General features: G+C 69.4%; 17 protein-coding genes and 1 pseudogene. 16 read left to right on the top strand and 2 right to left on the bottom strand.

What is annotated here, in order from left to right; genetic code table 11:
• Genes O9271_RS15450 through O9271_RS15465 form a run of 4 tightly spaced genes read left to right on the top strand, consistent with a single transcriptional unit; the run spans position 1 to position 5,294 of the window.
• Entirely contained in the window at positions 1 to 438 is a 438-nt protein-coding gene (locus O9271_RS15450) for a DUF494 family protein (RefSeq protein ID WP_298271596.1), read from the top strand.
• 4 nt (positions 439 to 442) lie between these two features.
• Complete coding sequence (topA, locus tag O9271_RS15455) at positions 443 to 2,983, top strand: type I DNA topoisomerase (RefSeq protein WP_298271598.1); 2,541 nt, start codon at positions 443 to 445, stop codon at positions 2,981 to 2,983.
• Complete coding sequence (trmFO, locus tag O9271_RS15460) at positions 2,980 to 4,329, top strand: methylenetetrahydrofolate--tRNA-(uracil(54)-C(5))-methyltransferase (FADH(2)-oxidizing) TrmFO (RefSeq protein WP_298271601.1); 1,350 nt, start codon at positions 2,980 to 2,982, stop codon at positions 4,327 to 4,329. The genes topA and trmFO overlap by 4 nt, the downstream gene beginning before the upstream one ends.
• Complete coding sequence (locus tag O9271_RS15465) at positions 4,326 to 5,294, top strand: tyrosine recombinase XerC (protein WP_298271604.1); 969 nt, start codon at positions 4,326 to 4,328, stop codon at positions 5,292 to 5,294. The genes trmFO and O9271_RS15465 overlap by 4 nt, the downstream gene beginning before the upstream one ends.
• A 47-nt stretch (positions 5,295 to 5,341) precedes the next feature.
• Here O9271_RS15465 and O9271_RS15470 read toward each other — a convergent pair whose 3' ends face one another.
• Together O9271_RS15470 and O9271_RS15475 are read right to left on the bottom strand one after the other, a co-directional pair.
• Positions 5,342 to 6,394 (bottom strand): pyridoxal-phosphate dependent enzyme, encoded by a 1,053-nt coding sequence (locus tag O9271_RS15470; protein WP_298271607.1) that lies wholly within the window; start codon positions 6,392 to 6,394, stop codon positions 5,342 to 5,344.
• 23 nt (positions 6,395 to 6,417) lie between these two features.
• Positions 6,418 to 6,978 carry a Uma2 family endonuclease gene (locus O9271_RS15475; protein ID WP_298271610.1) on the bottom strand — a complete coding sequence of 187 codons (561 nt, stop codon included), beginning with the start codon at positions 6,976 to 6,978 and terminating at the stop codon, positions 6,418 to 6,420.
• Between the two features lie 148 nt (positions 6,979 to 7,126).
• On the opposite strand from O9271_RS15475, the gene hslV reads away from it, so the two are divergent.
• The 12 genes and pseudogenes from hslV to O9271_RS15535 form a co-directional block, all read left to right on the top strand.
• On the top strand, positions 7,127 to 7,672 hold the full coding sequence (gene hslV, locus O9271_RS15480; protein ID WP_298271612.1) for an ATP-dependent protease subunit HslV: 546 nt from the start codon (positions 7,127 to 7,129) through the stop codon (positions 7,670 to 7,672).
• Positions 7,672 to 9,069: an ATP-dependent protease ATPase subunit HslU gene (gene hslU, locus O9271_RS15485; RefSeq protein ID WP_298271614.1), complete on the top strand. Its 1,398-nt coding sequence runs from the start codon at positions 7,672 to 7,674 to the stop codon at positions 9,067 to 9,069. Before hslV ends, hslU begins: the two co-directional genes overlap by 1 nt.
• A 53-nt stretch (positions 9,070 to 9,122) precedes the next feature.
• Positions 9,123 to 11,789, top strand: a complete 2,667-nt coding sequence (locus tag O9271_RS15490) for a protein kinase (protein ID WP_298271617.1) — start codon at positions 9,123 to 9,125, stop codon at positions 11,787 to 11,789.
• Positions 11,786 to 14,443, top strand: coding sequence for a serine/threonine-protein kinase (locus O9271_RS15495; RefSeq protein ID WP_298271620.1), 2,658 nt, complete (start codon positions 11,786 to 11,788; stop codon positions 14,441 to 14,443). Before O9271_RS15490 ends, O9271_RS15495 begins: the two co-directional genes overlap by 4 nt.
• Positions 14,440 to 17,085: a protein kinase gene (locus O9271_RS15500; protein WP_298271623.1), complete on the top strand. Its 2,646-nt coding sequence runs from the start codon at positions 14,440 to 14,442 to the stop codon at positions 17,083 to 17,085. Before O9271_RS15495 ends, O9271_RS15500 begins: the two co-directional genes overlap by 4 nt.
• On the top strand, positions 17,082 to 19,796 hold the full coding sequence (locus tag O9271_RS15505; RefSeq protein WP_298271625.1) for a serine/threonine-protein kinase: 2,715 nt from the start codon (positions 17,082 to 17,084) through the stop codon (positions 19,794 to 19,796). The genes O9271_RS15500 and O9271_RS15505 overlap by 4 nt, the downstream gene beginning before the upstream one ends.
• A gap of 88 nt (positions 19,797 to 19,884) precedes the next feature.
• A complete protein-coding gene (locus O9271_RS15510; RefSeq protein ID WP_298271628.1) occupies positions 19,885 to 22,536 on the top strand; it encodes a protein kinase in 2,652 nt (883 codons plus the stop codon).
• Positions 22,537 to 22,660: 124 nt separating this feature from the next.
• Positions 22,661 to 22,906, top strand: a complete 246-nt coding sequence (locus tag O9271_RS15515) for a toxin-antitoxin system HicB family antitoxin (protein WP_298271630.1) — start codon at positions 22,661 to 22,663, stop codon at positions 22,904 to 22,906.
• Entirely contained in the window at positions 22,903 to 23,334 is a 432-nt protein-coding gene (locus tag O9271_RS15520) for a type II toxin-antitoxin system VapC family toxin (RefSeq protein WP_298271632.1), read from the top strand. Before O9271_RS15515 ends, O9271_RS15520 begins: the two co-directional genes overlap by 4 nt.
• A 136-nt stretch (positions 23,335 to 23,470) precedes the next feature.
• Positions 23,471 to 23,734: a hypothetical protein gene (locus tag O9271_RS15525; protein WP_298271634.1), complete on the top strand. Its 264-nt coding sequence runs from the start codon at positions 23,471 to 23,473 to the stop codon at positions 23,732 to 23,734.
• A complete protein-coding gene (locus O9271_RS15530) occupies positions 23,704 to 24,549 on the top strand; it encodes a hypothetical protein (RefSeq protein ID WP_298271637.1) in 846 nt (281 codons plus the stop codon). Before O9271_RS15525 ends, O9271_RS15530 begins: the two co-directional genes overlap by 31 nt.
• Positions 24,546 to 24,986 (top strand): annotated as a pseudogene (locus O9271_RS15535) (hypothetical protein); the annotation flags it as partial. The gene O9271_RS15530 and the pseudogene O9271_RS15535, both read left to right, overlap by 4 nt.

Below are 24,986 nucleotides of genomic sequence, written 5' to 3' on the forward strand. Positions count from 1 at the left end.
ATGGACGATCGTTGGGCGCCGGTTTTGGACGAATTGCGAGAGCGCTTCGCTGCCGACACGGATGTGGTGGAGGTCGAGGCGTACCTCTCGTTGAAAGGATACGATCGGCGTCAGATCGGTGAGATTCTTTCCTTGCTGTATAGCGATACTGGGTCGTCGCCTACCGGCGGCACCGAGCGTATCACCGACACCGACCGTGAGCCCTCCCTGCGGGTACAGGGGCCTCACGAACGTGGCCGGTTCACCACCGAAGCCTGGGGCTACCTGGTCGTGCTGTATGCCTCGGGGGCGGTGAGCCTCAACGATTTCGAACACTTGGTGGAGCGCGCGCTCGTCCATGTCGACGGCCGCATCACGCTCGCGGACATTCGCTCCCTCGCGGATGACGCCGGCTTCGATGATGGCGCCATGGGCGGCGAGCACCCCCTGATTCACTGAGCTGATGCCAACCAAAAAGGCTGCAACCAAGACGGCCGGGAAGGGCGCGGGGAAATCCGCCTCCGCCTCGGCTGCGAAAAAAGCACCCGCCAAGAAGGCGGCGGCACGAAAAACAGCTGCCGTACCGGCTCCGGCCAAAACGGCGGCCAAGAAGACGGCGCGCAAGGCCGCCGCCACGACCACCGCCCGCAAGAGCGCCCGCAAGGTGGCTGCCGTGGAGGTCGAGGAGGAGTTCGAACCGAACTCGGCCGGAGGGACCTCGCTCGTCATCGTCGAGTCGCCCGCCAAGGCCAAGACCATCGGCAAGTACCTCGGTCGCGGCTACACCGTACGCGCTACCGTGGGACATGTCCGTGACTTGCCCGCCAAGAAGCTCGGCATCGACATCGACAAGGGCTTCGCCCCCGAGTACGTGACGATCGAGGGGAAGGAGGACATTCTCACCGACCTCAAGAAGATCGCCAAGGGCGCCCGCGAGATCTTCATCGCCACCGACCCCGATCGCGAAGGCGAAGCCATCGGTTGGCATGTCGAACAGTATTTCACGCAGCCAAGGCGCCACGCCGTGTCGGCGCCCATTCGTCGCGTGATGTTCCACGAGATCACCAAGGATGCGGTGCAGCGGTCCATGGCGAAGCCCATGGACATCGACAACAAGAAAGTCGAGGCGCAGCAGGCGCGCCGCGTTCTCGATCGCCTGGTCGGGTACAAGGCCAGCCCGGTGCTCTGGAAGACCGTCAAGAAGGGGCTGAGCGCCGGGCGCGTGCAAACCGTGGCGCTCCGGCTCATCGTGGAGCGCGAACGGGAAATCCGCGCCTTCACTCCCGTTGAGTACTGGAGCATCGCCGCCGACCTGCAGAAGGGGCAGCAACCCTTCGCCGCGAAGCTGCATCAGGTCGATGGGAAAAAGCCGGAGATTCCCAACGGCGCCGAAGCCGAACGCATTCTCGCTGACCTCAAGGGTCGCAAAGAATTCGAAGTCACCGAAGTCAAGCGGCGCGAGCGTCGCAAGAATCCGGCGGCCCCCTTCACCACGTCCACGCTGCAGCAGGAAGCAGCCAAGAAGCTCGGCTTCGGCAGCAAGCGCACCATGCGCCTGGCGCAGGACCTGTACGAAGGCATCGACGTGGGCGTGGATGGGGCCACAGGTCTCATCACCTACATGCGTACCGACTCCACGCGCGTCTCCGAGGATGCCGCCAACGCCGCCCGTGAATCGCTGCGGGCGCAGTTCGGCGACCCGTTCCTCGCTGCGCAGCCGCAACTGTATCCCAGCGGCAAGGCCAACGCACAGGACGCGCACGAAGGGGTCCGCCCCACCGATCCCGCGCGTCGCCCCGAGGCCATTCAGAAATTCCTCACGGCCGACCAGTTCAAGCTCTACCAGCTTGTCTGGCAGCGCTTCATGGCGTCGCAGATGGCGCCGGCGGTGTTCGATACAACCACCGTCGATTTCGACATTCCCACGCAGGGACGGGCGTACTTGTTCCGCGCCACCGGCTCGGTGGTGAAATTCCAGGGCTTCCTCGCCCTCTACCGCGAGGCGCGCGAAGAGGGCGATTCGAAGGCGCTCGAAGACGAGCAGGCACTCCCCTTCCTCGAGCAGGGCGAGCGGGTGCCGGTCAAGGCCATCACGCCCACCCAGCACTTCACCGAGCCGCCGCCGCGCTTCTCGGAAGCGTCACTGGTCAAGGAACTCGAGCGACTCGGTATCGGCCGACCGTCCACCTACGCCAGCATCATCTCGGTGCTCGCCGAGCGCCGCTACGTGCTGCTCGAGCAGCGCCGATTCTTCCCCACGTCGCTCGGCGAGACGGTGGAGAAGGTCATGGTAAAGAAGTTCCCCGATCTCTTCGACGTGAACTTCACCGCCAAGATGGAGCTCGAACTCGACAAGATCGCCGACGGCGAGACCGGGTGGGTGGCGGTGCTCGACGAGGAATGGTCGAAGATCAAGAAGAACCTCCACGACGAAGATCTCCCCGCACTCATCGGGGAGGCGTACGACCTGTCGGCGCTCGCCACGGAAAAGTGCCCCGACTGCGGCGGCAAGCTGGTGGCCAAGGGGGGCTTCTTCGGGCCCTTCGTGGCCTGCGAGAATCATCCCAAGGCCTGCAAGTACACGCGCCCCATCAAGGGCGAGAAGAAGCCGGCGGAACTGACCAGCTACCTGTGTCAGGAGTGCGGGGCGCCCATGGTCGTGCGTCATGGGCGCTCGGGGGATTTCCTGGGGTGCAGCAAGTTCCCCAAGTGCCGCGGCACGCGCAGCATGCCCACCGGCGTGAAGTGCCCCAAGGACGGCGGGGAAATCGCTGAACGGCGCAGCAAGAAGCGCGGCAAGGCGTTCTACGGCTGCGAGAACTACCCCAACTGCGACTTCGTCGTGTGGGAAAAGCCCGTGGCGGAAACGTGCCCCGAGTGCGGCTACGTGGGCGCCGAAGCCAAGGCCAACAAGACCCGCGGCTCATTCCGCAAATGCATCAAGTGCGGCAACGAGTGGGATGTGCACACGCCCGAGGATGTCGAGGTGGCGGAGGTCGCGTGACGGTCCATGTGGTGGGAGGCGGCCTCGCCGGCAGTGAGGCCGCCTGGCAGCTGGCGGAGCGGGGCCACGACGTGGTCATCCACGAGATGCGCCCGGTGCGCGGAACGGCCGCGCACAAGACCGACCGCCTGGGGGAACTCGTCTGCTCCAACACGTTCAAGAGCACCGAGACCACCAACGCGCACGGTCTCCTCAAGGCGGAGATGCGCGCGCTGGGCTCGCTCATCCTCACCTGCGCCGACGAGGCCCGGGTGCCGGGGGGCAGTGCCCTCACCGTCGACCGTGCGCTCTTTGCACAGGGCGTGCACGAACGCATCCACGGCCACTCACGCATCACCGTGTCGCGCGAGGAGGTCACCGACCTGCCACCGGTGGGCATCGTGGCCACCGGTCCGCTCACCAGCGATGCGCTCGCCGAGCGCATTCGGGCGCGTCTGGGTGTCGAGTCGCTCGCCTTCTACGATGCCATTGCACCGGTCATCGCCGTCGAGTCCATCGATCAGGAAATTGCCTTCCGCGCGTCGCGCTGGGGCAAGGAAACGATGGAGGGGGCCGGGGAAGAAGGCGCGTATCTCAATTGCGCCATGACGCGCGACGAGTACGAGGCCTTCATCGACGCACTCACCACCGCCGATCAGTTCACCGCGCACGAGTTCGACCGTGTGCCCTATTTCGAGGGGTGCATGCCCGTGGAGGAGATGGCGCGGCGCGGGCGCGAGTCGTTGCGCTTTGGCCCCATGAAGCCGGTGGGGCTGCAGGACCCCCGCCGCTCCACGCGTCCGCATGCGGTGGTACAGCTGCGTCAGGAAGACCGGGCCGGCCGCATGTGGAACCTCGTAGGGTTCCAGACTCGACTGCGCATCCCCGAACAGGCCCGCGTGTTCCGGCTCATTCCGGGGCTCGCGCAGGCGGAGTTCCTGCGCTTCGGCAGCATTCACCGCAACGCCTACGTGAATGCGCCCGCTGCGCTTACACCGCACCTGTCGCTGCGCGATGCGCCCACGACCCTCTTCGCCGGGCAGATTACCGGGGTGGAGGGCTATACCGAAAGCAGCGCCACGGGGCTCCTCGCCGGCATCAATCTTTCGCGCATGCTGCGCGGTGAGGCGCCGGTACTGCCGCCCCCCTCGACCATGATGGGGGCCCTCTATCGCTACCTGCGCGAGGCCGATCCGCGGCACTTCCAGCCCATGAACGCCAACTTCGGCCTGCTCGATGAACTCGATGGCGTGCCGCCCACGGTGCTCAAGGACAAGGCGCGCAAGCGCGAGCTGTTCGCCGAACGCGGGCTGGCGCAGGTGAACGCCTGGCGCGATGCCCACGCGCTCGCGGTGGCTTTGACGTGAGCGACGCGCCCGACGAGGCGCTCCCCGAGGCGCCGCTCCCCACGGAGATCCGCGAGTTTCTCGTGCACCTCGAGAAGGGGCGCGATCTGTCGCCCAACACGCGTACCGCGTATACCCGCGATCTGCGCGAATTCTCCACCTGGCTGGCGCAGTTGCATGGGGAGCAGGGGTGGGACTGGAACGAGCTGTCCCGCACGAGTATCCGCGGGTACATGGCCCACCTCACGCGGCGCGGCTTGGCCAAGCGCAGCATCGCGCGGCAACTCAGCGCCGTGCGCAGCTTCTATCGCTGGATGCACCGCGACGAGCGGGTGGACGTGAACCCCGCCCGCGCCGTCAGCACGCCGCGCCTGCCGCGGACCCTGCCGGCCTATCTCGACCGCCAGCAGGCGGAGACCCTGCTCCAGCACGCGGCCACGCGCGCCCAAAGCCTCGCCTTCACCGACGTACGCAACCTCGCCATGCTGGAGCTGTTCTACTCCAGCGGACTGCGGCTCTCGGAGCTTCGTGGCGTGGACCTCGCCGATCTCGATCTCGTGTCGCAGCAGGTCAAGGTGCGCGGCAAGGGGCGCAAGGAGCGCATCGTACCGCTCGGCGATCATGCCCAGCGCGCCCTGCGCAACTATCTGGTAAAGCGCGACACGCTGCTGCAGCAGTTGGGTGGGGCGAAGGCCGGTCGGCTGGCGCGCGGTGCCGTGTTCCTCAGCGAACGGGGCAGTCGCATCAGTCCGCGCGCGGCGCAGCATGCCATGGTGCAGCTGTTGGAGGCGGTGAGCGAAGGCGCCGACCTCACCACTCACTCCCTGCGGCACAGCTTCGCCACGCATCTGGTGGACGCCGGCGCGGACCTGCGCGCGGTGCAGGAGCTGTTGGGGCACGCCAGCATCAGCACCACGCAGATCTACACGCACACGAGCGTGGAACGCCTCAAGAAGGTGTACCGACAGGCGCACCCGCGCGCGTAGGTGAGGATGGGCGTCTGTTGGAAAGGCAGGGGGCAGAGCGAAGGGGATCAGGACGAAGAGGGAAGGCGGTGTGATTGCCCCCTTCCCCCGATCGCCTGACCTTCGTCCGTCCCGCTCGGGAAATGCGGCATTCCCCCGAGAAGAATGTGCGCGGCCCGCTCCGCATCGAGGTTGCCCCCGCACATCACCAAACCCACGGTCTTTCCCGCCAGCTGCGGCGCCAGCAGCCGAAGGCCGGCCAGCCCCGCCGCGCCGGCGCCTTCCGGCAGGTTGTGAGTGATCCGCCACAGGTCACGCACGCTCTGCGCAATCATGGCCTCGCTCGCGAGCACGAAATCGCGAAGCCCCGCGCGCAGTGCGGGGTACGTCATGGCATACGTGGAACCGGTCGCGATCCCCTCGGCGAACGTGTGCGCCGGTACTCCCGCTCGAGCCTCGCCGTCGTGCCACGCGTTGTGCTGCGCTGGCGCTCCCTGGCTCTGGACGGCGTACACCGCCAGCGACGCCTTGCGCGCGTTGGCCACCGTCAACGCCCCAACCGCCTGTGACCCACCGCCCAGCGCAATCACCAGCGCGTCGAGCTCCGGAGCCTGTGTGAGGTACTGGTCACTCATGGTCCCCGCGCCGGCGATGACCGGCAGGTGATTCGTGCTGTGCACGATGGTCCGTTGCTCCTGTTCGGCGATGGCCCGGCAGGCGGCCACCGTTTCGTCATAGCGCTCCCCCACTTCTATGAGCGTGGCGCCCAGCGCCCGGATTCCGGCGTTCTTCTCCGGGTTGTTCCCCGTTGGTACGCAGATGGTCACGCCCACGCCGCGCGCGGCGCCGGCCCAGGCCAGCCCCAGTCCGTGATTGCCGGTCGTTGCGGCAATGACCCCCTGCGCTGCCTGCTCCGGGCTCAACGCGGTGATCGACGCGGTGCCGTTGCGCACCTTGAAGCTGCCGGTGGGCAGGTGGTTCTCGTGCTTCACCAACACACGAATGTCGTAGCCCACCAGTTCGTCGAGCTGCGGGTAGTGGCGCACCGGCGACGCGTCGAAGAACGGGCGCAGGCGCTCACGCGCCGCGACGATGTCGTCGTACGAAATGGGGAGCGTCACGAACGGGGAGTCGGGAGGGGGGGTCAGGGATCGCCGAGCGCGTCGACGAAGAGCGGCGGTAGGGCCAGTGCCAGCGGAGGGGCGTCGCTCACCGACCACGTGACCGACTCCATGTGAATGTATGGACGGTCCGTGTCCGGTAGCCACCGTTCCAGCAGGCGCGCCTCGAGGTCCACGATCCAGTACTCGATGGCCGCGCGCTGGTAGCGTCCCCGTTTCACCACGCGGTCGTGGCGCGCCGTACTGGGCGAGAGGACCTCGATGAACAGCAGTGGCTGGCCGATCTCCTCCGCGGTGCGCGGCCGGCGCCCGTCGACCAGGGGCAGCACGAACACGTCGGGCTGCACGAGGGTAAAGCGATCGAGTTCGATGTCGCCCGGCGCCATGAAGACCGCGCCGATCCCATGTTCACGGGCGTGCGCGGCGAGCTCCTCGTAGAGGTACCCCACCGCCGACTGGTGGGGCAGGCGCGGACTGGGGCTCACCAGCAGCTCGCCATCCACGCATTCGAAACGCTTCCCGGGTTCGTCGGGAAGCGCGCGGACGTCGTCGGCCGTCCAGCGATGAGCGGGCAGCGCGGGCATGGCCATATGGTGCCGAGCGAAAGGGGCGGTTGGCAAGAGGACACGATTCATGATGGGGTCGACGGGCGCGCCATGTGTCACCCGATTCCTGCCCACCCTATCTTTCCAACGCGCAGATCGATTTCGCCCCGTCTTGTCAGAGTCCGCCATGTCGCTTCCCCGTGTCCGTGCCACCACCATCCTTGCCGTTCGCCGCGACGGTCGCGTCGCGATCGGCGGAGACGGTCAGGTCTCCATCGGCGACACCGTCGCCAAGAACTCCGCGGTGAAGGTCCGCGTGCTGAAGGGCGGCCGGGTGGTCGCCGGGTTTGCGGGCTCGGTGGCCGACGCCCTTACGCTCTTCGAGAAGTTCGAGGAGAAGCTCGATCGTCATCCCGGCAATCTGCCGCGGGCCGCGGTGGAATTGGCCAAGGAGTGGCGCAGCGACCGCGTCCTGCGCCGCCTCGAGGCCCTGCTCGTCGTGGCCGACACCGAGCACGGCTTCATGCTGAGCGGCAACGGCGAACTCATCGAACCCGACGACGGAGTGCTCGCCATCGGCTCCGGCGGCACGTACGCCCAGGCCGCGGCACGGGCGCTGCTGCGCGAGACCGCGCTCTCGCCGCGCGAGATCGTCACCAAGGCGCTCACGATCGCCGGCGAGATCTGCATCTACACCAATACGAACATCACGGTGCTGGAGCCGAGCGTCTGATGCCGAGCCCGCGTACGCAACAGGCCATTGCCCGTCTCGCCGATCTCACGCCGCGTCAGATCGTGGCCGAACTCGATCGGTATATCGTGGGGCAGGCCGACGCGAAGAAGTCGGTTGCCATCGCGCTCCGCAACCGGTGGCGGCGCCAGCGGGCGCCCGAGCCACTGCGTGACGAGATCTCGCCCAACAACATCATCCTCATCGGTCCCACCGGTGTGGGCAAGACGGAGATCGCGCGTCGGCTCGCCAAGCTGTCGGGCGCGCCGTTCGTGAAGGTCGAGGCCTCGAAGTTCACCGAGGTGGGCTACGTGGGGCGCGACGTGGAGAGCATGATTCGTGACCTGATCGAAAACGCCATCGACATGGTGCGCAGCGAGCGCGAGACCGAGGTGGAGGATCTCGCCCACGAGAAGGTCGATGCCCGCATCCTCGACCTGCTGCTGCCCGTGCCGCCGACGCTCGCGGCCGAGGCGTCGCCCGACGCGCGCAGCGAGCACGAGCAGGCGCTCGAACGGCACAAGCGCACGCGCGAGAAGCTCAAGGCGCTGCTGCTCGACGGCCAGCTGGATGGCCGTGAGGTGGAGATCGAGGTCACGCAGTCCGGGCCGGGGCTTCCCGGGGCCGTCATGCCCGGAGCCCCCGAGGGCATGGAAAGCATGGCGGAGTGGTTCCGCGACATGATGCCCAAGAAGAAGAAGCGGCGAACGGTGAAGGTGAGTGAGGCGCGCCGGCTGCTGCTCGACGAGGAGCTCGAGAAGCTCATCGAACTCGACGACATCACCAGCGATGCGCTCGAACGGGCCGAAGCCATGGGCATTGTGTTCCTCGACGAGATCGACAAGATCGCCGGCGAGCGCGGGCACACCGGCGGCCCCGACGTGTCGCGCGAAGGGGTCCAGCGCGACCTGCTGCCCATCGTGGAAGGGTCGACCGTGTCCACGAAGTACGGCTCGGTGAAGACCGACCACATCCTGTTCGTGGCGGCCGGCGCGTTTCACGTGAGCAAACCGAGTGACCTCATCCCGGAGCTGCAGGGGCGCTTCCCCATACGCGTGGAACTGAAGGCGCTCACCGAGGCCGACTTCGTACGCATCATGACGGAGCCGGAGCACGCGCTCACCAAGCAGTACGCGGCGCTGGTCGAGGCGGAGGGGGCCACGCTCGAGTTCACGGCCGACGGCATCGCCGAGCTTGCCCGCGTGGCGACGCGGCTGAACGAGCGCATGGAGAACATCGGGGCGCGGCGGCTGCACACGGTGATGACCACGTTGCTCGAGGAGGTGCTCTACGAGCTCCCCGACCGGGGGCAGGCCCCCGTGACGGTGACCGCCGAGATGGTCCGCGAGCGGCTGCGCACGCTGGCGGAAGACGAGGATCTGCGGAAGTACATCCTATAACCGACTGGTAACCGACCGGCGAACACCGTTCCCATGACGCAGATTCCATCCGCATGACCCAGATGCTGGCCCGACTGACCGCGGCGCTCGACGGTCGCTACCGCGTCGAGCGCGAACTCGGCGCCGGCGGAATGGCTACCGTGTATCTCGCGCACGACCTCAAGCACGAGCGCGACGTGGCCATCAAGGTGCTGCACCCCGACCTCGGGGCGGCGCTGGGCGCGGAGCGGTTCCTGGCCGAGATCAAGACCACGGCCAAGCTGCAACACCCGCACATCCTGCCGCTGCTTGATTCGGGGGCCGCGGACGGACTGCTTTACTATGTAATGCCGCTGGTCACCGGCGAGACGCTGCGGGCGCGGCTCGTGCGCGAGACGCAGCTCCCGCTGGAGGACGCGCTCCAGCTGGCCCGCGAGGTGGCCGATGCCCTCGCCTGCGCGCACGCACAGGGGGTCATCCACCGCGACATCAAGCCGGAGAACATCCTGCTGCAGGGCGGGGCGGGGAGCCAGCATGCCCTGGTGGCCGACTTCGGCATCGCCCTCGCCGTGCAGAGCGCCGGCGGCGCCCGCATGACGCAGACTGGCCTGTCGCTCGGGACGCCGCAGTACATGAGCCCGGAACAAGCCATGGGCGAGCGGGCCATCGACGCCCGCAGCGACGTCTATGCGCTGGGCGCGGTGCTGTACGAGATGCTCACCGGCGAGCCCCCCTTCTCGGGTGCCACGGTGCAATCGATCGTGGCCAAGGTGCTCACCGAGCGGCCGGTGGCGCCCTCCACGCTGCGAGACACGGTGCCCCCCGCGGTGGATCAGGCGGTGTTGCGGGCGCTGGCCAAGCTGCCCGCCGACCGCTTCCCGTCGGCCACAGCCGTCGCTGAGGCTCTGCGCGCGGCGGGCGGCACATTGACCGGTGTGGTGGCCAGCGGCGCGGCCACGGCGCGGCCTCCGGCGGCAGTGCGGGGTCCGTCGCGCTGGCCGCTGGCGGCCGGGGTGGCGGTGGCGCTGGCGGGGGTGGGCGGCGGTACGTGGATGGGGAGCGCTGGCGCTTCGGCCACCGAGGCAGCCGACAGCGGGGCACCAGCCATACCACTGCTGGTCGAACTGCCCGGAGATAACCCCGACCTGTTGCGGTTCGCGATTTCCGACGACGGCGAGACGCTGGCCTTTGCCACCGACAGCGGCCTCGTGGTCCGTGATCCCGGCACCCGACGGTACCGCCTGCTCGCCGGCACGGTGAGCGCGGAGTCTCCCACCTTCTCCCCCGACGGCCAATGGATCGGGTTCTCGGCCGACGGTCGCCTGCGCAAGGTATCTGTCCGCGGCGGGGCACCCATTGCCGTGCAGGCGGCCGACACCCTCGACGTCAGCCGCGTGCGTTTCGGCCCCCAGGGACAGCTGGCCTTCGAAGCGCGCGGCGCACTGTGGGTGGCCCCGGCTGACGGCGGCGCACCGCGCCGCCTCGCCAACACCGTCGGCGGCATCGGTCCGCGCTTCACCCCCGACGGGCAGGGGCTGCTCTACGCCAATTCCAGTCGCGGCGTGCGCCTCATGTACTGCGACCTCGCGTCGGGGGACACCAGTGCGGTACTCGCCGACGCGGGGGAGGGCCAACTCACCCCCGATGGTGTCATCCTGTACGGCCACCCGCAGGGCGGGCTGTTCGCGGTGCCCTTCGACCAGCGCACTCGCGCGGTCACCGGGAGCCCGGTGCCCCTGTTCCCGGACATGGCCGTGAACGGGCTCACGAGCCCATTCGTCCTCGCCGCGCAGGGGCTGGTGGCCTATCGCGTGGGCATCGAACCGCTGGTGCGGGTCGTGGTGCTCGAACCCGGGGGCCGCGCGGACACGCTTCCCATCCCGCTCCAGCCCATGAGCTACGTGCGCTTCACCCCCGACGGCAGCGGGTTGGCGGTGACCACCGGCTCCGTACGGGGCGGCGAGCGCGCCACCGGGATCTTCGATTTCGCGTCGCGCACCTTTGTCCGCCTCGCGTCGCAGGGGGGGCCACACGCGCCGGTGTTCTCCCCCGACGGCCGGTGGCTGGCCTTTACGGCCACCGATTCCAGCACAGACGCCGAAGACCTCTTCGTGCAGCCCGTCAATGGTGCGGAGCCGCCGCGTCGCCTGGCCCGCCGTCGCGGTGATCAGCATGCGCAATCGTGGGTGAACGATTCCACGCTGGTGTTCAGCGACGGCAGCCCCGCGGGAATGGTGCGCGGGCAGGCAGCGATCCGGACGCTGAATCCGCGCCCTGGAGCGCCGCCAATTGCCGAGGCAGCGGCGCCGCCGTACACCGGCATCGATCCGGCCGTCTCCCCTGATGGCCAGTGGATCGCCTTCGCGTCCGACGAGTCCGGGGGGAGCGAGGTGTACCTGCGCCCCTTCCCGGCGCCGCGCGCCGGTGCGCAGTGGCGTCTCTCCACGGCGGGGGGGCTGCGCCCGCGCTGGTCGGGCGACGGACGCTGGGTCTACTTTCGCGGTCGCGGTAGCAGCACGCTCTGGCGCGTGGCGCTCCAGTTGGGTTCCACCGTTACCGTGGGGGCGCCGCAGGCGGTCGCGGTGCCGGCGCGCATCACCAACACCTGGGACCTGGACCAGCGCACCGGGCGCCTTGCCGTCACCGTGCTCGACGGCCCCGACGGCAGTCAGATCGTGGCGGTTCCCAACTGGCGCAAGGCGCTGCGCAGTGCCACCCGTGCGGGGAGCGGCACGCGGTGAGTGATATCCAATCCCGTCTCACCACCGCCCTGTCCGACCGCTACCGCGTGGAGCGCGAACTCGGCGCCGGCGGCATGGCCACCGTGTACCTCGCGCACGACCTGCGCCACGAGCGCGACGTGGCCATCAAGGTGTTGCATCCCGATCTCGGCGCGGCCCTCGGCGCCGAGCGGTTCCTGAGCGAGATCAAGACCACCGCCAAGCTGCAGCATCCGCACATTCTGCCACTGCTGGACAGCGGCGCGGCGGATGGGCTGTTGTACTACGTCATGCCGTATGTGCGCGGGGAAACGCTGCGGGCGCGGCTCGAGCGTGAAACGCAACTGCCGATTGGCGACGCGCTGCGCATCGCGATGGAGGTGGCCGATGCGCTGCAGGCCGCCCACGCCCTTGGCGTGGTGCACCGCGACATCAAGCCCGAGAACATCCTGCTGCAGGACGGGCACGCGCTCGTGGCCGACTTCGGCATCGCCCTCGCCGTGCAGAGCGCCGGTGGCCAGCGCATGACGCAGACCGGCCTCTCCCTCGGAACGCCGCAGTACATGAGCCCCGAGCAGGCGATGGGGGAGCGCACCATCGATGCCCGCACCGACATCTATGCGCTCGGCGCAGTCATCTACGAGATGCTCACCGGCGACCCGCCGTTCACGGGGGCGAGCGTGCAGGCGATCGTGGCCCGCGTCCTCACCGAGCGCCCGGGGTCGATTCGCGCGGTGCGCGACACGGTGGCCGAAGGGGTCGAGACGGCCGTCATGACGGCGCTGGCCAAGTTGCCGGCCGACCGCCATGCGTCGGCGTCGGCGTTCGCGGCGGCGCTGCGTGCCCCGGCGGTCTCGTCCACAACCGGGGGGGCCGCGACGGCGGCGGCGCCGGCGGGGCGCCCCCGATGGGGTGGCCGAGTCGCGGTGACGGTGGCGCTCATGGTGGCCGCAGCGAGTGGATACGCCGCCGGCCGACCGGGCGCGGGCGCTACTCGCGTCGCCTCCGCTCCCGTCCTGCGCTTTCCGGTCAGCATCGATTCCCCGTATCGCGCGACCAGCATCGGCGCCACGCTCCTCTCCGACGGGTCGGGGATCGCCTTCTTCGGCGACGGGCCGCCGGGGCACGGGGTGTACGTGCGCCGCTTCGCCGACACGACCTTCCGGTACCTCCAGCTCCCCGACGCCTCGGTTGGCACGGTCCCGACGCCAGACGGGCGCGCCCTCCTGAACTACGTGTTCACGAGTTCGGGGCTCTCCCGCGTCATGATCCTGCCGCTCAACGGCGATCCGGCGCGCCCGTGGACCGACTCGCTCCGCTACGGACTCGCCGTGGATGAGGAGGGGTGGGTATGGGGGACGCACCACGATGCCGACGGCCTGTTCCGCGTGGCCCCCGATGGTGCGCGCACGGAGCGGCTCACGCGCCCCGACACGGCCGCCGGGCAGGCCAACCACCGGTTCCCGATCCTGCTGCCCAACGGAAAGGGGGCCCTCTTCAGCCTCTCCTGGCGCGACGGGCGCCCCATCGAGATCGGCCTGTACGATGCCGGCAGCCACACGGTGCGGAGTCTTGGCCCGGGGGTGCCCAACGCGCTCGTCGATGGCCGCTATCTGGTATACGCCAACGACGCGCTGACGCTCTTCGCGCAGCGGTTCGATGTCGACCGCATGGCGCTGGTGGGGCCGGCCGTTCCCGTGGTGGAGCGGGCCACCACGCCATCGGGGGTGTTCGGCGTGGTGGCGGCGCGCAGCGGCGACGCCCTGTATTTCCTGCGCCCCCCCGGCAGCTGGTCCATCGTACGTCTCAGCGACAGCACCGCTACGCCGTGGATCAGTGGTCGTGGCGACGCCCCCCGCAATTTCCGCCTGGCCCCCAACGGGCAGTCGGTGGCGCTGGAGACATCGGCCGGGATCGAGTTTCGGACCGGAGACGGGAGCGTGCGGCGATTGCCGCTCCAGGGATCGGTCACGCTCGCCGGCTATCTCCCGGATGGGTCGGGGGTGACCTTCACCCGTGACCGGTCGCAGGGGGGCGGCAGCGCCGGCGTACCCGTCGAGGTGGCGCCGGCCGACGGCTCACTCACCCCCCGTCGGCTCGACAATGGCAGAGCCGCGCTCCCCACGGTCACGGCGGGGACGCTCGTGGGCATCGGGAGCCGCGGCGTCGTGCTCGCGCAGAAGCGGGAACTGCAGTTCTACCCGCGCGATGGCGCCCCGCCGGTCCGCATCGCCGAGAGCGGAGGGTCACCCGTGATTTCCCCCGACGGCCGGTTCGTCGCCTGGACACGCCGCTCCAGCGATCCGACCGCCAATACGGTGGTCATGGTGTCGGCGCTGCCACCCGCCACCGGCAGCTGGGAGGTGGGCGCCGGCAGTACGCCCCGGTGGTCGGCGGATGCACGCACGCTGTACTTCACCGAGCCACGCATCTCGTACGACACCCGGCCGAGCGCCATTCTCAAGGTCGCGGTCGGCGTCGGCGCCGCCTTCGCCGCGGGCCCGGTGTCGGTGGCCGCCACGCCGCCCGCCAACGCCACGGCGTCGTGGGACGTGGGGCGCGACGGGCGCATCTACTGGCTCACCAGCACCGCGCAACAGCAGATCATCTTCGTGCACAACTTCGCCCGCCTGGTCGACAGCCTTGTCACGCAGGCCGGAGCCACGGCGAAATGAGCGACGTGCAATCCCGTCTCACCACCGCCCTGTCCGACCGCTACCGCGTGGAGCGCGAACTCGGCGCCGGCGGCATGGCCACCGTGTACCTCGCGCACGACCTGCGCCACGAGCGCGACGTGGCCATCAAGGTGCTGCATCCGGATCTCGGCGCGGCGCTCGGCGCCGAGCGGTTCCTGAGTGAAATCCGCACCACGGCGCGGTTGCAGCATCCGCACATTCTGCCGCTGCTGGATTCCGGCGCGGCCGACGGCCTGCTGTACTACGTGATGCCCTACGTGCGCGGCGAGACGCTGCGGGCGCGCCTCGAGCGCGAGAAGCAACTGCCGATTGCCGACGCGGTGCGCATCGCCCGCGAAGTCGCCGCCGCACTCGACCACGCGCACAAGCAGGGCGTGATTCACCGCGACATCAAGCCGGAGAACATCCTGCTGCAGGATGGCGCGGCGGTGGTGGCGGACTTCGGTATCGCGCTGGCCGTGCAGCAGGCCGGCGGGCAGCGCATGACGCAAACGGGACTCAGCCTGGGCACGCCGCAGTACATGTCGCCGGAGCAGGCGATGGGCGAGCGCACCATCGATGCCCGCAGCGACATCTACGCGCTGGGTGCGGTCACGTACGAGATGCTCACTGGCGAACCGCCGTTCACCGGCGCCAGCGTGCAGGCGATTGTCGCGAAGGTCCTGAGTGAGCGCCCCGTGCCGCTGCGCACGCTGCGAGACACCCTCTCGGTCGGCACCGACGCAACGGTCTTGCAGGCGTTAGCCAAACTGCCGGCTGATCGGTTCAGCAGTGCGTCGGCGTATGCGGCGCAACTCACGGTCACCGATAGTCGGGAGTCGTCGCCGGGCGTGGAGGCGCCACGGCGAATGCAGCGGAATCGGGTGCTGCCGATTGCCATGTTGCTCTCGATGGCTACCGGACTGGCGATCGGTTGGACGCTGTACGCGCGCGGGCCGAGCAGCGCTGCAGCATCACCAGCCTCGATGGTGACGTCGTTGGTGCCTTTGGCCGGTGAAACGTGGTCCGATGCCAGCAACAGCATTGCTATCGGCCCCGATGCACGCGTCGCCGCGATTGTCGGCCGCACGGCGAACTGGAACGGCCTGATCATCCGCGCGCTCGACTCGATCGGCAGTCGTTATCTGCCGAACACCGCCGGGGCACGATCGCCGTTCTGGTCACCCGATGGCGCGCATGTCGGCTTCTTTGCCGACCGCAAGCTCAAGACGGTCGATCTCAAGTCGGGGGCCGTGACGACTCTCTGCCCGTCGCCCATCTCCGGAAACCGGGGCACATGGGGGGCAAACGACGTCATTCTCTACGTGCCGGAGTTTGACGGGCGCGTCTTCCGCACGACCGGACGCGGCCAGAGCTGTTCGGCGCTTGGACTCCAGATGCGTGGGGATTCGGCATTGGGGGCCGAGGTCCGGTTTCTCGGAGATGGTGAACACTTCATCCTGACGAATTCGAATTTCGTGCAACTCGGGCGCGTTGGTGATTCGACGCTCACCCTTCTGCTCACCACGAGTCTCCGTCGCACCGTTCCCGCCACCGATGACTACCTGTTGTTCAGTCAACCGGGCGCAGACGTCAGCACCGTGTTCGCGCAGCGGGTCGACGTCAACACCCGGAAGATGGTTGGCGATCCGGTGCCGGTCCTTCGAGATGTGCTCAACAACGCTGGCAGGTCGCCGATCTCGATAGCCAACGATGGCACAATGCTCGTGCAGGTCAAGCCGCGCCTGCTTGGATACGAAACGTCCAAACTCCGATTCGCACGCTTTTCGGGCGATGGTCGAATCCGTGATACGTTGCCGGCAACCGGGACCTTCGGACTCTTTCGCGTGAGCGACAACGGCGCAATCACCCAAGGCGGATTTCGTGTGACGCGATGGGATCCGCCTGTACGGGGGTGGACCGAACTGGTGCCGCCCAGCGTCGAGCCGCGGACGTCGCTGAACCCGGTGTGGGGACCGGGCGACACGCTCTTCGCCGTTGGCCGAGCCGGATTTCCCACTGACTCGGTGGTCATCGTGGATGTGCGCACCGGACGACTGCGATCGGTGGCTGGTCTCCCCGATCGCTCGCGTCGGCTCGAAACCACGGACTGGACGCGGGACGGGCGTTACATTCTCGTGGAAGCGTCGGGTGGCAACGGCAATCCGCCGAGCGATGCGATGGTGGTGGATGTGACCAGCGGAACGATCAGGAAACTGTTCGAGGACGACGCCGACGTGTTCGGTATGCGGGTCTCACCGAACGGGCGATACGTCGCCTACGCGGCAACCAAGGAAGGGGAGACCGATATCTTCGTACGACCGTTTCCCGGCCCTGGCGCACCGCTCCGCGTTACGAGTGGCGGTGGCGCGGGACCGGTGTGGCGCGGCAACAGCGAACTGCTGTTCATCGCGGGCCGTCGCGTCGATGCCATCGTGATCGCTGATGGTGGGAAGCCAGGTGCTCGACGGACCGTCATCACCGAGTCTTCGATTGATGCCCTCAAGACGGTGGGCGACCTCGCACTGGATGTGGCTCCCAACGGGCAGGAACTCGTCGTCAGCATGAGCGGCGACGTGGCGTCGCCATTACTCGTGGTCACGAATTGGCAGCGCCGATTGCCGGCTGGCGGTCGGCGGTGACCGCGACCGTCGGGGAACGCCTCGCCACCGCCCTGTCCGACCGCTACCGCGTCGAGCGCGAGCTCGGCGCCGGCGGCATGGCCACCGTGTACCTCGCGCACGACCTCAAGCACGAGCGCGACGTGGCCATCAAGGTGCTGCACCCCGATCTCGGCGCCGCGTTAGGGGCCGAGCGGTTCCTGAGTGAAATCCGCACCACGGCGCGGTTGCAGCATCCGCACATCCTGCCGCTGCTGGATTCCGGCGCGGCCGATGGGCTGCTGTACTACGTGATGCCGTACGTGCGCGGCGAGACGCTCCGCGCGCGCCTCGAGCGCGAGAAACAACTCCCCATCGCCGACGCCGTGCGCATCGCGCGTGAAGTCGCCGGCGCGCTCGACCACGCGCACAAGCAGGGCGTCATTCACCGCGACATCAAGCCGGAGAACATCCTCCTGCAGGATGGCGCAGCGGTGGTTGCCGACTTCGGCATTGCCCTCGCCGTACAGCAGGCCGGCGGGCAGCGCATGACGCAAACGGGGCTCAGCCTCGGCACGCCGCAGTACATGAGCCCCGAGCAAGCGATGGGCGAGCGCGCCGTCGATGCGCGCAGTGACGTGTACGCGCTCGGCGCCGTGACGTACGAAATGCTGGCCGGCGAGCCGCCGTTCAGCGGCCCCACCGTACAGGCCATCGTCGCCAAGGTGCTCACCGAGCGGCCGGTGCCGCTGCGCACGGTGCGGGATACCGTGCCGTCGGGGGTCGAGCAGGCCGTGGTGCGCGCGCTGGCCAAACTCCCCGCCGACCGCTTCGCCACCGCGGCGGCGTTCGCGCAGTCCCTCGCGATGGGCGCCGCCATCGGCGATGCGGGCCGCGCCGAGGTCGCGGCGCCGGTGGCCAGCGCGCCGCCCCGCCGCCGGCGCGCGCTGGCGGCGGCCGTGGTCAGCGCCGGGCTGGGCCTCGCGGCCGGCTGGCTGGCGTGGGGCGGGCCGCGGGCGGCCGACCGTGCGGTCGGCGCGGCCACACTCACCCGGGTGCAGGCCACCTTCACCGGCAACGCCGGTCTCCCCGCCCTCACCCCGGCGGGGGATGTGCTGGCCTACGTGGAGCGCCGCTGCGCCCAGCCCAGTCACGACGGCCTCCAGGGAAACTTCGCCATCGGCATCGACGCCGTCCCCTGCGTGGACCGGGTGCTGGTGCAGGACACCGGCGCCGCGTCACCCATCACCGTGCTGCGGGGCGTACGCAAGGTGCAGGACCTCCGCTGGACGCCGGCCGCCACGGCGCTGGTGGTCGCCGCGGCGCTCGACTCCGTGGCCTCCGGGGCTTACGTGGTGCCGCGACTCGGCGGAACGCCCCGGCGCGTGGCCGACCTGGGGTTCATCGACGTGCATGCGGTCGGCGACTCCGTGCTCGTACTCCCGGGGACCATGGAGTTCAGCAGCGCGGCGTACGCGCAGGTGGTGGCACTGGGCAGCGGTGCGGTGGTGGACAGTGTGCCCATGCCGTCACGCAAGGTCACCGCCATCGCGTGGAGCCCCAGCGGAGCCCACATCGCCGCCTCCGACTCCCGCGGGCGCGTGTACGTCATCGACCGCGCCACCGGGCGGGCCGACTCGATCGCCGTCGTGACGCGTCCGCACGTGCGGTGGACGCCCGCGGGGGACGCCCTGCTCTTCTTCCAACCCGCCGCCGGCCGGGACGACGACTTCCTGCGCGTCGCCGTCGAAGCGAAGGGGCGGTTCCAGGGTCAGCCCGTGTCGATCGCGCCGCGGGCGCAGATGATCTTCCGCGGCAGCTTCGACGTGGCGCGGAAGAGCGGCCTCTTGGCCATCATCACCGGCAACGCGACCGGCGACCTGCACACGTTCCCCCTGCGTCCCGGCGAGCGCGTGGCCTCGCGGCAGGTCACCAACGGCACCTCCTGGTACAGCTTCCCCACCATCGCCCCCGACGGCGGGGCGGTGTACTACCTGAGCGGCAACGGGAACGGCGACAACCTGTTCCGGGTGAAGCTCGACGCGGCGGATCCCGTGGAGGAGGCGCTCACGACCGGCAGCGGCGCCGGGGTGGCCATGTACGCGCTGGTCTCCCCCGACGGGCGCCGGGTGGTGTTTCAGCGCTACGCCGGTGACTCGCTGCGGACGCTGGACGTGCAGGTCACCGGCCAGCCGGCGGTGAACGCGCGCCCGGCGGGCAGCGACGGCGCCTGGCGCCCCGGCCTGCAGCCGTTCGCGGCGCGGGGGATCGCCGGGCTGTCGGCCGACCTGCGATCGCTCCTGGTGGCGGATGGGCCCGGGGGCGCCGTGCGCCGCCTTCCGCTCCCCGACTCGCTGCTGGCCATGGCCTTCGTGCTGAGCCCCGACGCCAGGCAGGTCGCACTCGAACTGCTGACGCCGCACGAGACGCTCTTCGGCATCACGCCGCTCACCCGATGGGACCTCACCGTGCTGGAGCGTGTCCCCGGGGCGGCCATCGGCACCGCCCTGTCGTGGCGGGAGGATGGGTACGTGTACTACAGCGATTTCGACGCCGCCCGGCGGGCGCCGGTGCTGCGGCGCCTCGACCCGCGGGGAGGCACCGGGGCGCGCGCGCCGGTTGCCGTGACGCTCCCCGAGCGGTGCAAGGTGCCGTCGGTGACCGTGGCCGCCCGTGCGCCCATTGGGACGTGTCTGGTGGAGGACTACCGCGGCGACGTGTATCTCTGGCGGCTGGATGGGGTGACGCGGTGAGTGACCGGCGAACAGGCCCGGGTCGTGGCGGTTCCCGAACCGGCAACTGACTGGCGCCTCGGGAACCCCAGCAGGACATTGTGACGCCATGACGGACACCCTGACCCGCCTCACCACCGCCCTGTCCGACCGCTACCGCGTGGAGCGCGAACTCGGCGCCGGCGGCATGGCCACCGTGTACCTCGCGCACGACCTGCGCCACGACCGCGACGTGGCCATCAAGGTGCTGCACCCGGATCTCGGTGCGGCGTTAGGGGCCGAGCGCTTCCTGGCCGAGATCAAGGTCACCGCCAAGCTGCAGCACCCGCACATCCTGCCCCTGCTCGACAGCGGTGCGGCCGACGGGCTGCTGTACTACGTGATGCCGTACATTGCCGGCGAGACACTGCGGGCCCGCCTCGAGCGCGCCCGCCCGCTGCCGGTACCCGAGGCGCTGCGCATTGTGCGCGAGGTGGCGGGGGCCCTCGAGTCCGCCCATCGCCAGGGCGTCGTGCACCGCGACATCAAGCCCGAGAACATCCTCCTCCACGAGGGGAGCGCGCTCGTGGCCGACTTCGGCATCGCCCTCGCCGTGCAGAGCGCCAGTGGCGCCCGCATGACCCAGACCGGGCTGTCGCTCGGCACGCCACAGTACATGAGCCCCGAGCAGGCCATGGGGGAGCGCGGGCTCGACGCGCGCAGCGACATCTACGCGCTGGGCGCGGTGACCTACGAAATGCTGGCCGGGGATCCGCCGTTCACCGGCAGCACCGTGCAGGCCATCGTGGCCCGGGTCCTGAGCGAACGGCCGACCGCGTTGCGCCTGCTGCGCGATACGGTACCGCCGGGCGTCGAGGAGGCCGTGGCGACGGCGCTAGCCAAACTGCCCGCCGATCGCTTCGACAGCGCGAAGGCCTTCGCCGATGCGCTCGCGACCCCGTCCGCCGCGGCGGCCGCACCGGCCCTACCGGTGGCCATGTCAGCGGGCGCCTCCCGCCGCGCCACCGTGCCCACCCGCGCGTGGGCTGCGCTGGCCATGGCCCTCGCGGTGACGCTCGCGGTCGTGGCCTGGCGCGGCCGCGCCCCGGTTGCCGACAACGCGCCCCCGGTGCGCTTCGTGGTGAAGCCGCCTCCCGGCGGTCTCTTGCTCGACGGCCTCTTCGGTGCCTCCATTTCCGCCGACGGGCGCCGAATCGCCTTCCGCGCGCGCCAGGGGAATTCGCGCCGGGTCTTCGTGCAGGAGCTGGGGAGTCTCGAGGCGGTCGGCCTCGCCGGCACCGAGGAGGCGCGCTACTTCGCTCTCGCCCCCGATGGGCGGTCGCTCGTGTTCCAGTCGGGCGTCGGCGGGTTGCGCCGTGTGGCCGTGGACGGTGGGGCGGTCACCGACGTGCCACTCCCACGCGATGTGGAGCGGTTGCTTCCCAGCGGCGTGACCTGGTCGTCGCAGGCCATCGTGGCCTCCCTCGGCGTGGCCGGCGTCGTGGTGATCCCCACCGACGGGTCGCCGGCGCGCGTCGCCCCGATCACGCGCGCCGGCACGGTCTGCCGCTGCGCGCAGCGCGCCGTGCTCTCCCCCGACGGCCGGCACCTCTTCATGGCCGGCCCCAATCTCTACGTCGTCCCGGTGGAAGGCGGCGAGCTCCGCGACCTCGGCGTCCCTGGCGATGCCGTCGTGGCGGTCCGTGAGGACTTGGTGATCTACGTGTCAGCCGAGGGGGCGCTCATGGCGGCCCGGCTCGACGCGAAGCGGATGACGCTGTCCACCCCCGTGTCGCTCGGGGAGCGGGTCACGCCGGGCTCCCTGCCGGCCCTCTCGGCCAGCGGCACGCTGCTCATGTTCACCGGATTGGCAACCACGCGCCTGGAGCTGGTGGACGACCGGGGACAAGGGACACCGGTGGCCGACCCCGGCAACGGCACCGTCGGGGCCATGTTCCCGCGCTTCTCCCCCGATGGCCGCCGCATTGCCTTGGCCGTCATGGACCGCCGCGTGGATGCGATCACGTCACTCCCCAATGCGATCACCGTGGTGGACGTCGCCGCCGGCACGGCCACCCGGCTCACCAACGATCTGTTGGCGGACCGCCCGGAGTGGACGCCGGACGGCAAGCGGGTGATCTACCGGCGCATCGAGGCAGAACGGGAGGAGCTCTGGTGGCAGCCCTTCGACCGAAGCCAGCCCGCGGAACGGCTCCAGCCCATGCGGGGCACCGACCGGATCGCCGAGGGCGTGCTGTCACCGGACAGCCGCTGGCTGCTGTTCCGGACACTGAGCCTCAGCACCGGGCGTGACATCTGGTACCGCGCCCTCGCCGGCGACACGACGCCCAGGCCGTTCGAGGTCACCCCGTATGATGAGGCCATGCCGCGCTTCTCTCCGGATGGCCGCTGGGTGGCCTACACCTCGAACGACGGGGGCCGCACGGAGGTGTTCGTGCGCCCCTTCCCGGGGCCCGGCGGTCGCACGCAGATCTCCGCCGACGGGGGGACGGATCCCGTGTGGGCGCCCGATGGCCGTCGCCTCTTCTACCTCAACGGCACCGAGCTCACCGCCGCGACACTCGGCACCGAACGGGATCTGCGCGTGCTGTCGCGGGACAAGCTCTTTGCCGCCGACGTGTCGGCCGGCAGCATTCACGCCAACTTCGACGTGGCCCGCGATGGCCGCCATTTCCTCATGCTCCGCTCATCGGGGAGTGGGGTCGATCTCGCCGTCACCCTGAACTGGCTCGCCACCGCAGTGCAGGGAGCCGCCCGCTGACATGACCGCCGGCGACGGACTCGCCGCCAGGCTGCAGCATCCGCACATTCTGCATCCGCACATTCTGCCGCCGCTCGATTCCGGTGCGATTGACATTTAAGTGTCATATCCGTAGCATCATGACATGCGCACCACCATCCGCCTCCAGGATCACCTGCTTCGTGAAGCCAAGGCCCAGGCGGCGCGTGCTGGCCGGTCACTGAACGAGTTCATCGAGGACGCCGTCTGGGCTGCCGTGCGGAGTGACGGCGCGCGCGAACCGGCGCCGTCCCCACTTCCCCTCTTTCGCGGCGGTCGCGGCTTGCGCCCCGGGGTGGATCTCGACAGCAACGCCGCGCTCCTCGAACTGATGGACGACGACCTCCGGTGATTTCGCCGGACGTCAACGTGCTGGTCTACGCCGCGCGGGACGACGCGCCGCGTCATGCGGATTTTCGGGCGTGGCTCGAGGCCGCACTCGCCGCGCCGGAACCCGTCGGCGTCTCCGAACTCGTGCTGTCCGGGGTGATCCGCGTCCTGACCAACCGTCGCGTCTTCGATCCGCCCATGCCGTTGGCCGACGCGCTGGCCTACGCCGAGGCGATCCGGCAACATCCTCGCGTGGTGTCGCTCCGCCCGGGCGCACGTCACTGGGAACTGTTTGCCGACCTCTGCCGCCGCGGCGCCGTCCGCGGCAACCTCGTGGCTGACGCGTATCACGCCGCGCTCGCGATCGAATCCGGTGCCGAATGGGTCACCACGGATCGCGACTTCGCGCGATTTTCGGGATTGCGCTGGCGGCATCCGCTCGGCGAGTAGCGCTCGACGCGCATCGCTCGACGCGCATCGCTCGACGCCGAGCGGTTCCTGAGCGAGCGCACCGCCGTATACTGATTCTGCGCATAAGCGTCTGCAATGAATTGCGTTACGATCATAAGCCGGTTAACTTACGGCCATGTCGTCAGTCCGTAGCTACCTCGCCGAAATCGGACGGCGCGGCGGCACCAAGTCCCGTCGCACGCTCGACCCCGACGCCGCACGCGACATGGTCCGCGTGCGTGAGGCGCGGCGTGCGTTTCGCACGTACTACGCGTCGTGCTTCTGGTCGTATCGCCCCGATCTCATCATCACGCGCGATGACGTCGCGTGGGTGGCCGAGCAGCTTCGGAAACACGGCGATCGCGCTGCGTGGTTGATGGCGGCGAAGCTGTGCCGTTAACCCCGTTTCAGCAGCGACTGCTGGCCGATCTCACGCACGATCGCTCGACGGACCGTCATCTGGCAGGCGGTGCCGCGATGCACATCGCGCCCAACTCGCTCCGTTACAGCAACGATCTCGATTTCTTTCACGACTCGGATGCGCGCGTCGCCTCGACGTTCGCGTCAGATCGCGCGCGGCTCGATGCGTTGGGCTACACCACGACCGTGGAGATCAGTCAGCCCGGTTTCATCCGAGCCATCGTGCAGCGGGGCGTCGAGCAAACGCGAGTGGATTGGGCGCACGACTCGGCGTGGCGCTTCATGCCACTGGTCAGCGATCCCGTTGGCGGGTGGATGCTGCACCCGGTCGATCTGGCGATCAACAAGACCCTTGCGCTCGCGGGGCGCGACGAGCCGCGCGATTTTGTCGACATGCTCTACGCCCATGACACGATCCTGCCGGTAGGTGCCCTCTGCTGGGCCGCCGTTGGCAAGGATCCCGGGTTCACGCCGTTGTCGCTGCTGGAATTACTGAAGAGGCGCAGCCGATATCGTCCCGAAGAGTTTGCGCGCCTCGGGATGGTGAAGCCGTTCGACCTCGTCGCGGCGAAATCCGTGTGGCTGTCGGCGCTGTCGGCGGCGGACGACTTTGTTCGGCGCCGTCCGCCCGAAGAGATCGGCTGTCTGTACTGGTCCACCGCGCGCGCCGCGTTTGTCATGCCGTCAGCCACGGACGACACGCGGGGCGACGTGCGAGTCCATTGGGGCATGCCTGGCGGCGTGCTGCCGCAGCTTCCTGACGCGCCGAATCCTTCGCCCTCGCCAGACAGATGACCGACGTCCTCTCGCGCCCCGCGGCGGCCGTGACCGTGTTCGACGGTGCCAAGTGCGAGCAACTGCTGGCCGTCCCCAACTGGCGGAAGGCGCTGCGGTCGGCCACCCGGACCCTGCTGGGGGCGCTCCTGCTCACGGCCTGCGCCCCCGACGCCCGGGCGCCACGCGACGGGCAGGCTCCCGCTGCCGCGACGGCATCGCCCGCGACAGCATCGCCCGCGACAGCATCGCCCGCGACGGCGGCCGCCGATTCGGCCGGTGCCACCGAGCCGTCGTGGTGCACGCAGCTACCGCGACCGGTCAATCAGCGGCTGCGGCAAGTGGACGTCGGGTCGCCCTGGTTCACCGTGTATGAGGCCGACCGCGGCGTCTACGCCATCGTCGAGCCGCGGCAGTTTCAGGAGACCATCGCCTATCTCATCGTGGGGGCGCACAGC

This window comes from Gemmatimonas sp. (assembly GCF_027531815.1).
Taxonomy (GTDB): domain Bacteria; phylum Gemmatimonadota; class Gemmatimonadetes; order Gemmatimonadales; family Gemmatimonadaceae; genus Gemmatimonas.